The following is an 11230-nucleotide window of genomic DNA, read 5'->3' as shown; positions in this document are numbered from 1 at the left end:
GTGACTGACAATCCGCCATCGCGAGCAGGCTCGCTCCCACAGGTATTGCATTCAACTCATGTTATCGGTGGCTGCCTCGGCCAGAGTGATCGCCGCGACCGTTGTGGTCACCTCGTCCACCGTGATTGCGTCCGCCACCACGGTAATCATTGTTCCAATTGCCACGGTTACGGCCATCCCAACCGCCCCGGCCATTGCCGTCCCAACCGCGCCCCTGGTGCGCCCGGTAATCGCTTCGTGGCGAAGGCTGGTAATAACGCGGTGCCGGTTGATACACCCGCGGCTGGTGGTAGTACCGCGGCGTTGGCTGGTAATAGCGGGCCGGTGGTGAGTAATACCGGCGCGGCGAGGTGTAGTAACCGCCACTGGAGTAGTAACCGCCGCCATCTGAGTAGTACGGCGCGGGGGACGTGTAAACCTCGGAACTGTAGTAGCTGCCTCCTCCATCGGCATAGGGCACGCACGCGCCAAGTGACAATCCTAATACAGCCATCAGAAGAATTGGGCGGAGCTGTTTTCGACAGAGCATGGCGGCCTCCTGGACCGCGAGTGAGCCACACCAGCGACGCTGGCGAGCGACAGTCAATTATTCGCTGACTGTCGAAAGATCAGACATCGTTTTCGACATCCGGTGCGCTCTTGAAACAAGTTGAAACATCTAGCCGATGAAAGGTTTTTCATCTATTCACCCGCTGATTAATGGTGCCGCCCATGGTATCCACCGCCGTAATAACGAGGGTGATGCCCGCCCCAATAGTAGTAGCGATAACCACCGTAAAAGCGCGGACCATAGTAATAACGCGGGCCGTAATAGTAGGAATACGGCGCATAGCCGGGGTAGTAATAAGGCGTGGAATACACGTCGTAGGTGCCGGCGTAGTAGTAGCAGCCGGACAACCCGACACCGAGCACAACGCCCAGTAACAGTCGACGAAACATGGCGGCCTCCTGAAAGACCCGCAGCCGATACAGCCGGCTGACACCTGTTTTGACTGGCAATGCGACGGCGAGTGCCGAACGACGCCTGACCTTCGGATCAGCGGCCAGCCACGCTGCATCTCAGTGCACGGGCGCACCATCACAAAGCAGCGAACGGCCCTTGCGCCCTCCCGAAAAATGGCAATCCCCCGGCCCAGAGCGCTTCGGGCGACTTGGCACGGCTCTCGCTTTAGCAAACCCGTGCAGGAGTCATCACAGGTTCGCGGCACCACAATTTGCAATGGCTGACTAGGGTTCCGGCTCGCTAAGGCGAGTGACTGGTCCGAGAGTTGGCGACCTCCAGTTGAGGTTACACGGCGGGACAAAAGCCCGGGAGACAAGCCACCGTTCGCGGTGCCGCGTTGACTCCTGCCCGCCCTTGATCAACTGGAGAACCACCATGTCCCGACTTCGTTTACCCGCCCTCCTCGCCGCTGCCTTCGCAGCCATCGTGAGCGTCTCGTCCCAGGCCGCGCCAAAAGACCACTTCAGCGTCTGCTGGACCATTTACGCCGGCTGGATGCCCTGGGAATACGCCGGCAGCCAAGGCATCGTCGACAAATGGGCGAAGAAGTACGGCATCAAGATTGATGTGGTGCAGCTCAACGACTACGTCGAATCCATCAACCAATACACCGCCGGCCAGTTCGACGGCTGCACCATGACCAACATGGACGCGCTGACCATTCCGGCCGCCGGCGGCGTCGACAGCACCGCGCTGATCGTCAGCGACTTTTCCAACGGCAACGATGGCATCGTGCTCAAGGGCGACGGCAAGAAAGTCGCCGACCTCAAGGGCATGGACGTCAATCTGGTCGAGCTGTCGGTGTCCCATTACCTGCTGGCCCGAGCCCTGGATTCGGTGGACCTCACCGAGAAAGACCTGAAAGTGGTCAACACCTCCGACGCCGACATCTCCGCCGCTTTCAACACGGAGCAGGTCAACGCCGTCACCACCTGGAACCCGATGCTCTCGGACATCAAGGCCAAGCCGGGCGTGACCGAAGTGTTCAATTCCAGCCAGATCCCCGGCGAGATCATGGACATGATGGTGGTCAACAGCGCCACCCTCAAAGACAACCCCGCTCTGGGCAAGGCACTGACCGGCGCCTGGTTCGAAGTGGTCGAGTTGATGAACGCGAAAAACGCCGCCAGCAAGGCTGCGCTCGAACACATGGCCAAGGCCTCGGGCACTGACCTCGCGGGTTTCCAGGCGCAACTCGACACCACCAAATTGTTCGCCACACCGCAAGAAGCCCTGGCGTTCTCTACCAGCAAGCAACTGCCGGAAACCATGCGCAAGGTCGCGGAGTTTTCCTTCCAGCACGGCTTGCTCGGTGAAGGCGCCAAGGACACCAGCGCAGTCGGCATGGCCTTCGCCAACGGCGTGACCAGCGGCGACAAGAGCAACCTCAAGCTTCGCTTCGATCCGAGTTACGTGCAGATGGCTGCCGACGCCAAGCTGTAACAAGAGGACCTGGCCATGCGCCTGATCAATCGCCACCCGGATCGCCCGAGTCGCCTGTTGTTGGTGATCCTGCCGTTCGCCCTGGTGCTGTTCGCCTACTTCATGGGCTCGGCCGAACGGCTGCTGGACAACCCTAACGACAAGCTGTTGCCGAGCGCCGTGCAAATGACCGACGCGGTAAAGCGCCTGGCGTTCACCGCCGACAGCCGCACCGGCGAATACGTGCTGTGGCAAGACACCGCGTCCAGCCTGCGGCGCCTGGCCATCGGCCTCGGCATCAGCGCGTTGGCCGGGCTGTGCCTCGGCATCGCCGCCGGAACGTTGCCGCTGTTCGGCGCGCCGTTGTCGCCGTTGCTGACGGTGCTGTCGATGGTGCCGCCGCTGGCGATCCTGCCGATTCTGTTCATCGTCTTTGGACTGGGGGAGTTATCGAAAGTGATGCTGATCGTCATCGGCATCACCCCGTGCCTGGCGCGGGATCTGGAACAACGCGCCCGGGAAATACCGGTCGAGTTGCTGATCAAGGCCCAGACCCTCGGCGCTTCGACCTGGACGCTGATGCTGCGCGTGGTGCTCCCGCAATTGTTGCCGCGCCTGCTGATCTCGTTGCGGCTGATGCTGGGGTCGGCGTGGTTGTTCCTGATCGCCGCCGAGGCCATCGCCTCCACCGACGGCCTCGGCTACCGGATTTTCCTGGTGCGCCGTTACCTGGCGATGGACGTAATCCTGCCGTACGTGGTGTGGATCACCCTGCTCGCCTGGCTGATGGATTGGGGCCTCAAGCGCCTGACTCAACGTGCGTTCCCTTGGTATGAAGGAGCCCGCGCATGAGCTTCATCACGGTAAAAAACGTCTGGCAGCAATACGCCGATCAGGTGGTTCTCGAAGGCTTGAACCTGAACGTCAACGAGGGTGAGTTCTGCACCTTGGTCGGCGCGTCGGGCTGCGGCAAATCGACCTTCCTGCGCCTGTTGCTCGGCCAGGAACGCGCCAGTCGCGGCGAGATTCTGCTGGACGGTCAACTGCTGGCCGGCGAACCGGATTCGAGCCGTGGCGTGGTGTTCCAGCGCTACTCGGTGTTCCCGCACCTGACGGTGCTGGACAACGTCGCCCTCGGCCTCGAACTGCCGCGTTCGCCGCTGCTTGGGCGGTTGTTCGGCAACGCCAAAAAAGACGCCCGCGAACAGGCCTCGGTGCTGCTGCAAAAGGTCGGCCTCGGCCACTCGCTGGACAAGTACCCGGCGCAGCTGTCCGGTGGCATGCAACAGCGGTTGGCCATCGCCCAGGCGCTGATCATGAAACCGCGGGTGTTGCTGCTCGACGAACCGTTCGGCGCGCTCGATCCGGGCATCCGCAAAGACATGCACGCCTTGCTGCTGGAGCTGTGGCGCGAGACGCAACTGACGGTGTTCATGGTCACCCACGACCTGTCCGAAGGTTTCAGCCTCGGCACGCGACTGCTGGTGTTCGACAAGGTCCGCGTCGACCCGCACGCCCCCGGCGCCTATGGCGCGCGCATCACTTACGACATCCCTTTGAACAGCGACCGCCGCGCCACGCGTGCCGCCGTCGATGCTCTGCCGACTGAATTGGCGGGCACGCTTCGTACCGCATAAGAGGATTTTTCACATGACTGATTCGACCCAACTGTTCCCGCCCTTCGCCGAGGAAATGCTCCCCGGTGGCGGCCATCGCTCCTTCGTATTGAAACGCGGCCAATTGCTGCGCCTGACCGACCTGCGCGGTGGCGCCAACGTCAGCCTGACGCTGCTCAATGCCAATGAAAAAACCGAACGCCTGAACCTGCCCGACAGCCTCAAATGCCAACACACCGCCAAGCTCACCACGGGCCATTGTTTGTACTCGGACATGGGCCGCGTGCTGGCGGCAATCACCGCCGACACCTGCGGCTGGAGCGACAGCCTCGGCGGTGTGCTGTGCGCTGAAGAAGTCGCGGAAAAGTACGGCGCAGGCCGCTATCAGGAACTGCGCAACGGCTTCTTCCGCAACGGCACCGACAACCTGTTGGTGGAACTCGGCAAATGGGGTTTGGGCCTGTCGGACCTGCTGATGACCCTCAACCTGTTCAGCCGCGTGAACGTAGATGAGGCCGGGCGTTTCCACTTCGTCGAAGGCAACTCCAAGGCCGGCGACTACATCGAGTTGTACGCGCCGATGGACACGCTGGTGGTGCTCACCGCCCTGCAACATCCGATGGACCCGTCGCCGGAATACGCACCAAAACCGTTGAAGCTGAGCTGGATGAACGCCGACGCCAGTGTCGCCGAACACTGCCGCACCTCGCGCCCGGAAAACGAGCGCGGCTTCATCAACACCGACCGCCTGTTCGCCTGAGGATCGCTGCCATGTCACTCGCAATCGCTACCGCTCAAAAGCATCCAGAAACAGCGGTCTACCGCGCCACCATTCCCGCCGGCGAACCGTGGCTGATGGAGGTCAAGGCCGGCCAGACCCTGCGCATCCTCGACCTGGAAGGCAATCAGGCGGTTGATACGTTGTTCTACAGCGTCGCCAACCCGAAAGAACGCTACGACGTGCAACGCACCTTGCGCCGGCAGAACAGCGTCTACCTGAGCACCGGCAGCGTGCTCTATTCCAACCTCGGCAAACCGATGCTGACCATCGTCGCCGACACCTGCGGGCGCCACGACACCCTCGGCGGTGCCTGCGCGCAAGAGAGCAACACCGTGCGCTACGCCCTGGAAAAACGCTACATGCACAGCTGCCGCGACAACTACCTGCGCGCCTGCGTCCACGACGGGCGACTGGGCAAGGGCGACATCGGGCCGAACATCAACTTCTTCATGAACGTGCCGGTCACGGCGGATGGCGGGCTGACGTTTGAGGACGGTATTTCGGCGCCGGGCAAGTACGTGGATTTGCGGGCGGAGATGGACGTGATCGTGCTGATTTCCAATTGTCCGCAACTGAATAATCCGTGCAATGCCTACAACCCTACGCCTGCGGAGCTGCTGGTATGGAACTGAAACTGAACCGTCTGCGTCGCTGGTTGTTTGCCCTGTGCCAGGCCCGTTCCGGGCAGTGCCTGAAATCTCCAGACCACCACTAAACCCTGTGGGAGCGAGCCTGCTCGCGATTGCGGTGTGCCAGTGGGCATTGATGTGTCTGATACACCGCAATCGCCGGCAAGCCGGTCTCGCTCCCACAAGGGTCCGGTGGTGGTTTGAAGTGAATTGGTTTTTTCCGCCGGGGACGACCCCGGCGCCCAACGAAAAACTGCGGGACGGCCCGCATCCCCTCCAGGGGTTATGCCATGTTCGAAAAAGTCCTGATTGCCAACCGTGGCGCCATTGCCTGCCGCGTCCTGCGCACCTTGCGTGAACTGCACGTCAAAGGCGTCGCCGTTTATTCCGAAGCCGATGCCGCGAGCCTGCACATCCTGCATGCCGATGAAGCCCACAGCCTCGGTGAAGGCGCGGCCGCCGGTACCTATCTGGCGGTGGATAAAATCCTCGCCATCGCCAAAGCCACTGGCGCCACGGCGATCCATCCTGGCTACGGTTTCCTCTCGGAAAACGCCGCGTTCGCCGAAGCCTGCGAAGCGGCCGATATCGCGTTCATTGGCCCGACGCCAGAACAGTTGCGCGTGTTCGGCCTCAAACACACCGCGCGCGCCCTGGCCAAGCAACACGGCGTGCCGATGCTCGAAGGCACCGAGCTGCTCGACAGCCTCGACGCGGCATTGATCGCCGGCGATCAGGTCGGCTACCCGGTGATGCTCAAAAGCACTGCCGGTGGTGGTGGCATCGGCATGCGCGTGTGCCGCAGCGCTGGCGAGTTGAGTGAATCCTTCGAAGCCGTAAAACGCCTCGGCCAAAACAATTTCAGCGATGCCGGCGTGTTCATCGAGAAGTACATCCAACGCGCCCGACACCTGGAAGTTCAAGTGTTCGGCGACGGTCGCGGTGAAGTGATCGCCCTCGGCGTGCGCGACTGTTCGGTACAACGGCGCAACCAGAAAGTCCTCGAAGAAACCCCGGCGCCGAACCTGCCCGACGGCATGGCCGATGAGCTGTGCGCGGCGGCGATCAAACTGGCAAAAGCGGTGAACTACCGCAGCGCCGGCACCGTGGAATTTGTGTTCGACAGCGCAGACCAGCGCTTCTACTTTCTGGAAGTGAACACCCGTTTGCAGGTGGAGCACGGCGTCACCGAACAGGTGTGGGGCGTGGACCTGGTGCGCTGGATGGTGGAACTGGCGGCGGGTGATTTGCCGCCGCTGAGCGTATTGAGCCAAGGCTTGAAAGCCGAGGGCCATGCGATTCAGGCGCGGCTGTATGCCGAAGATCCGGGTCGTGATTTTCAGCCGAGCCCAGGTTTACTGACCGCTGTAAATTTCCCCGTCGCCGACGGCAAACAGTTGCGCATCGACACCTGGGTCGAGGCCGGTTGCGAGATACCGCCGTACTTCGACCCGATGATCGCCAAGGTCATCTGCTGGGCGCCGACCCGCGAACAAGCGCGTGCGAATTTGCATCAAGCACTGGGCGACAGCCAGCTCTACGGCGTGGAAACCAACCGCGATTACCTGCGACAGATTTTGCTCGATGCGCCGTTCACCAGCGGCCAACCGTGGACCCGTTGCCTCGAAGGCCTGGTGTATCAGGCCAACACTTTTGAAGTGCTCAGCGCCGGTACGCAGACCAGCGTTCAAGACTATCCGGGGCGACTCGGTTATTGGGCCGTGGGCGTGCCGCCGTCAGGGCCGATGGACAGTCGCGCATTGCGATTGGGCAACCTTTTGCTGGGTAACGACGAAGGCGCCGCCGCGCTGGAAATCACCATGAGCGGGCCATTGCTGCGCTTCAATTGCGACGCGGTGGTGGCGGTCACCGGAGCAGTGATTCCGCTGACGTTGAACGGCGAAACCGTGGCGATGAACACGGCGCTGCTGGTTCCGGCAGGCACTACGTTGAGTCTCGGCACGATTGGCGGCGCAGGCGCCCGCAGCTATCTGTGTGTGCGCGGCGGGCTGCAGGTGCCCGACTATCTGGGCAGCAAAAGCACCTTCACCCTCGGACAGTTTGGCGGCCATGGTGGTCGCGCATTACGGGCCGGCGATGTGTTGCATGTGCCGGCGTTGACCGATCACAGCGTCGGCGAGCAACTGCCTGCAATCGCTGAGCTGCCTGCCGTGCGGCAGATCCGGGTGATCTACGGCCCGCATGGCGCACCGGAATATTTCACCGAAAACTACATCGGCACGTTTTTCGAGACTCAGTGGGAAGTGCATTTCAACTCCAGCCGCACCGGCGTGCGCCTGATCGGGCCGAAGCCGGAATGGGTGCGGGCTGACGGCGGTGAGGCGGGGCTGCACCCGTCGAATATCCACGACAATCCGTATGCGATTGGCGCCGTGGATTTCACCGGGGACATGCCGGTGATTCTGGGGCCGGACGGCCCGAGCCTCGGCGGGTTTGTGTGCCCGGTGACGGTGATCGAGGCGGACCTTTGGCAGTTGGGGCAATTGAAGGCCGGGGACAAAGTGCAGTTCCAGCCAGTCGATATCAAAACCGCCCGCACCCTCGCCCTGAAATGGAATACCCCTTGTAGGAGCCGGCTTGCTGGCGATGGGGCCCTAACAGACACCGCGTCAACTTCATCGCCAGCAAGCCGGCTCCTACAGGGGGTTGTATCGCCTGTGGTTTTGGATTTGGGTCAGGACGATACGCGGTTGGTTGCGCGACTGTCGGGGGATACGCACCTGTTGCTTGAGATCGGCGCACCAGAACTGGACCTCGTCCTGCGCTTCCGCGCCCACGCCCTCATGCAAGCCCTGGAAAGCAAACACCTGCACGGCGTGATCGACCTCACACCCGGCATCCGTTCGCTGCAAGTGCACTACCAACCCGAGCAACTGCCGTTGGCCGATCTGCTCGGTATCGTCGCCGGTGAATGGGACGCGGTGTGCGCCGCCAAGGATCTGCAAGTGCCCTCGCGCATCGTCCATCTGCCGCTGTCCTGGGACGACCCGGCCTGCCAATTGGCGATCGAGAAATACATGACCACCGTGCGCAAGGACGCACCGTGGTGCCCGAGCAATCTGGAGTTCATCCGCCGCATCAACGACCTGCCGAACCTCGATGAAGTACAGCGCACGGTGTTCGACGCCAGCTATCTGGTGATGGGGCTGGGCGACGTCTACCTCGGCGCGCCGGTCGCCACCCCGCTCGACCCGCGCCATCGCCTGGTGACCACCAAGTACAACCCGGCCCGCACCTGGACTGCGGAAAACTCGGTGGGCATCGGCGGCGCGTACATGTGCGTGTACGGCATGGAAGGCCCCGGCGGTTATCAGTTCGTCGGTCGCACGTTGCAGATGTGGAACCGCTACCGCGAAGTCGCCGCGTTCGATGGCAAACCGTGGCTGCTGCGCTTCTTCGACCAGATCCGCTTCTACCCGGTGAGCGCCGATGAACTGCTGCGCATCCGTCGGGATTTCCCCCTCGGGCGCTTCGATTTGAACATCGAACACAGCCAGTTGAACCTCGCGGATTACCAGGAGTTCCTGACCAAAGAGTCCTCGAGCATTGCAGCTTTTCGGGATCAACAGAAAGGCGCGTTCAACGCCGAGCGCGAGCGCTGGATCGCCAGCGGCCAGGCCCACTTCGACAGTGAGGAAGCGGCCCCGGAAACGACCGAAGACGCACCGTTGGCCAGTGGCGAAATGAGCGTCGACAGCCACATCGCCGGCAACCTCTGGCAGGTCCAGGTGGAGACCGGCAGCCGCGTCGCTGCCGGCGATGTGCTGGTGATTCTGGAGTCGATGAAGATGGAAATCCCGCTGCTGGCACCGATGGCCGGCGTGGTGCGCGAAATCCGCGTGCAACCGGGTTCGGCCGTGCGCGCCGGACAGCGCGTCGTGGTGCTGGAACTCGACTGAACCCATTTTGCAAAGGACTCACTTCATGACCATCAATCTGCAACTCGACGCCCTGCGCAGCGCTTATCGCGACGCCAGCATCACACCGCGACAGCTGCTGCTGGCCCTGCGCGATAAAGCCGCCGCCCTGAACCCGGACTATCACCTGTTCATTCATTTGCTCAGCATTGAAGAACTGGAGCCGTACCTCGCCGCGCTCGACGGCCGCGATATCGACAGCCTGCCGCTTTACGGCGTGCCGTTCGCGATCAAGGACAACATCGATCTGGCGGGCATTCCGACCACGGCAGCGTGCCCGGCATTTGCCTATGTGCCGCAGCAGTCGGCGACCATCGTCGAGCAATTGCTGGCGCTGGGCGCGATTCCGCTGGGCAAGACCAACCTCGACCAGTTCGCCACCGGCCTCAACGGCAGCCGCTCGCCGTATGGCGCGTGCCCGAACAGCGTGTTGCCGGAGTATCCGTCAGGCGGTTCCAGCGCCGGTTCTTCGCTGGCGGTGGCGCTGGGCGTGGCGAGTTTTTCGTTGGGCACGGACACGGCGGGCTCGGGGCGAGTGCCGGCGGGGTTAAACAATCTGGTGGGGATGAAAGCCACCAAAGGGTTGATCTCCACGGCGGGCGTGGTGCCGGCGTGTCGTACGCTCGATTGCGTCACGACCTTTACCGCGACGGCTCGGGAAGCCAGTCAGTTGCTGGCGCTCACCGCGCATCTCGATCCACGGGACGAATACAGTCGCCGTAATCCGCTGTGGAATGACGGCTCGGCGTTCGGCACACCGCGCCCTTTCCGCTTCGGCGTACCGCGTGCGCAGGACCTGGAGTTCTTCGGTTGCCCTGAAGGTCCGCTGTTGTTCGGCGATGCCATCGACCGGCTCAAGGCATTGGGCGGTGAAGCCGTGGAACTGGATTTGTCGCCTTTCCTTGAAGCGGCGCGCCTGCTGTATGAAGGCCCGTGGGTGGCAGAGCGCTACAGCGTCGCCGGCGAGTTGATGGAGCAAAATCCTCAAGCGGTATTGCCGGTGATTCGTGCGGTGCTGGCCAAGGCACCGGCGGTGAACGGTGTGCAAACCTTCCGCGCCCAATATCGGCTGCAAGCCTTGAAAGCGCTGTGCGACAAAGCGCTGGAAGGACTCGATTGCGTGGTCACACCGACCATCGGCCGTCCCGTCACACTGGCGGAGCTTGAGGCTGAGCCGGTGCTGCGCAATTCGGAACTGGGTTACTACACCAACTTCATGAACCTGCTGGACTACGCCGCCGTCGCGGTGCCGAGCGGGTTCATGGGCAATGGTTTGCCGTGGGGCGTGACGGTGTTTGGCCGGGCGTTTACCGATCAGTATTTGTTGAGTGTGGCGGATGCGTTTCAGCATCGTTCTCCTGCACCCACAACGGTCGCGCGTAATGATCGTGCGCGGTTGGTGGTGTGCGGCGCGCATCTCGATGGGCTGGCGCTGAACTGGCAGTTGAAGCGGCGCGGCGCGACGTTGGTCGAGACGACGTTCAGTTCGCCGGACTATCAACTGTATGCATTGGCCGGTGGCCCGCCGTTTCGTCCGGGGATGGTGCGGGTGAAGGATGGCGGCGTAGCGATTGCGGTGGAGGTCTGGGAGTTGCCGAGCAGTGAGCTGGGGTCGTTTTTGACCGGGATTCCGGCGCCGCTGGGGTTGGGCAAGGTGCAACTGGCGGACGGGCGTTGGGAGAGCGGGTTTATCTGTGAGGCGTATGGGCTGGAGGGGGCGGTGGATATCAGTCATTTGGGCGGATGGCGTGCGTACCTGACAGATTTGAGGTGATCTTTCGATTCGCGCGCAAGCCTCGCTCCTACAGGTTTACGCAATCCCCTGTAGGAGCGAGGCTTGC

At 62.3% G+C, this 11230-nt stretch carries 9 protein-coding genes and 1 riboswitch; of the genes, 7 read left to right on the top strand and 2 right to left on the bottom strand.

Annotated elements, in window-relative coordinates:
• Positions 1 to 61 precede the first annotated feature (61 nt).
• The gene (locus tag KGA97_RS15500) at positions 62 to 529 is read right to left on the bottom strand and encodes a hypothetical protein (protein WP_223481034.1); all 468 of its coding nucleotides are present in this window, start codon (positions 527 to 529) and stop codon (positions 62 to 64) included.
• 167 nt (positions 530 to 696) lie between these two features.
• Entirely contained in the window at positions 697 to 939 is a 243-nt protein-coding gene (locus tag KGA97_RS15495) for a hypothetical protein (protein ID WP_008025780.1), read from the bottom strand.
• Between the two features lie 277 nt (positions 940 to 1216).
• A riboswitch (guanidine-I (ykkC/yxkD leader) is annotated at positions 1217 to 1317 on the top strand.
• A gap of 61 nt (positions 1318 to 1378) precedes the next feature.
• On the opposite strand from KGA97_RS15495, the gene KGA97_RS15490 reads away from it, so the two are divergent.
• The 7 genes from KGA97_RS15490 (at position 1379) to atzF (ending at position 11163) form a co-directional block, all read left to right on the top strand.
• A complete protein-coding gene (locus KGA97_RS15490; protein ID WP_008025779.1) occupies positions 1379 to 2446 on the top strand; it encodes a putative urea ABC transporter substrate-binding protein in 1068 nt (355 codons plus the stop codon).
• 15 nt (positions 2447 to 2461) lie between these two features.
• Entirely contained in the window at positions 2462 to 3277 is an 816-nt protein-coding gene (locus KGA97_RS15485) for an ABC transporter permease (RefSeq protein WP_008025776.1), read from the top strand.
• The gene (locus KGA97_RS15480) at positions 3274 to 4062 is read left to right on the top strand and encodes an ABC transporter ATP-binding protein (protein ID WP_223416110.1); all 789 of its coding nucleotides are present in this window, start codon (positions 3274 to 3276) and stop codon (positions 4060 to 4062) included. Before KGA97_RS15485 ends, KGA97_RS15480 begins: the two co-directional genes overlap by 4 nt.
• Positions 4063 to 4075: 13 nt before the next feature.
• Entirely contained in the window at positions 4076 to 4801 is a 726-nt protein-coding gene (locus KGA97_RS15475) for an urea amidolyase associated protein UAAP1 (protein WP_008036212.1), read from the top strand.
• A gap of 11 nt (positions 4802 to 4812) precedes the next feature.
• Positions 4813 to 5454 (top strand): urea amidolyase associated protein UAAP2, encoded by a 642-nt coding sequence (locus KGA97_RS15470; protein ID WP_017336948.1) that lies wholly within the window; start codon positions 4813 to 4815, stop codon positions 5452 to 5454.
• Positions 5455 to 5741: 287 nt separating this feature from the next.
• Entirely contained in the window at positions 5742 to 9371 is a 3630-nt protein-coding gene (gene uca / locus KGA97_RS15465; protein WP_223481033.1) for an urea carboxylase, read from the top strand.
• Positions 9372 to 9396: 25 nt separating this feature from the next.
• On the top strand, positions 9397 to 11163 hold the full coding sequence (gene atzF / locus KGA97_RS15460; protein WP_223481032.1) for an allophanate hydrolase: 1767 nt from the start codon (positions 9397 to 9399) through the stop codon (positions 11161 to 11163).
• Positions 11164 to 11230 lie beyond the last annotated feature (67 nt).

The organism is Pseudomonas sp. BF-B-15, assembly GCF_019946675.1.
In the GTDB taxonomy this organism is placed as follows: Bacteria; Pseudomonadota; Gammaproteobacteria; order Pseudomonadales; family Pseudomonadaceae; genus Aquipseudomonas; species Aquipseudomonas migulae.
The sequence above is the reverse complement of the archived record's forward strand: the minus strand, read 5'-3'. Positions and strand labels throughout refer to the sequence as shown.

Bases quoted from the DNA above. Each gene is read 5' to 3' on its own strand.
- KGA97_RS15475 (WP_008036212.1), top strand. From the start codon at position 4,076: ATGACTGATTCGACCCAACTGTTCCCGCCCTTCGCCGAGGAAATGCTC.
- uca (WP_223481033.1), top strand. From the start codon at position 5,742: ATGTTCGAAAAAGTCCTGATTGCCAACCGTGGCGCCATTGCCTGCCGC.
- atzF (WP_223481032.1), top strand. From the start codon at position 9,397: ATGACCATCAATCTGCAACTCGACGCCCTGCGCAGCGCTTATCGCGAC.
- KGA97_RS15500 (WP_223481034.1), bottom strand. From the start codon at position 529: ATGCTCTGTCGAAAACAGCTCCGCCCAATTCTTCTGATGGCTGTATTA.
- KGA97_RS15490 (WP_008025779.1), top strand. From the start codon at position 1,379: ATGTCCCGACTTCGTTTACCCGCCCTCCTCGCCGCTGCCTTCGCAGCC.
- KGA97_RS15480 (WP_223416110.1), top strand. From the start codon at position 3,274: ATGAGCTTCATCACGGTAAAAAACGTCTGGCAGCAATACGCCGATCAG.
- KGA97_RS15495 (WP_008025780.1), bottom strand. From the start codon at position 939: ATGTTTCGTCGACTGTTACTGGGCGTTGTGCTCGGTGTCGGGTTGTCC.
- KGA97_RS15485 (WP_008025776.1), top strand. From the start codon at position 2,462: ATGCGCCTGATCAATCGCCACCCGGATCGCCCGAGTCGCCTGTTGTTG.
- KGA97_RS15470 (WP_017336948.1), top strand. From the start codon at position 4,813: ATGTCACTCGCAATCGCTACCGCTCAAAAGCATCCAGAAACAGCGGTC.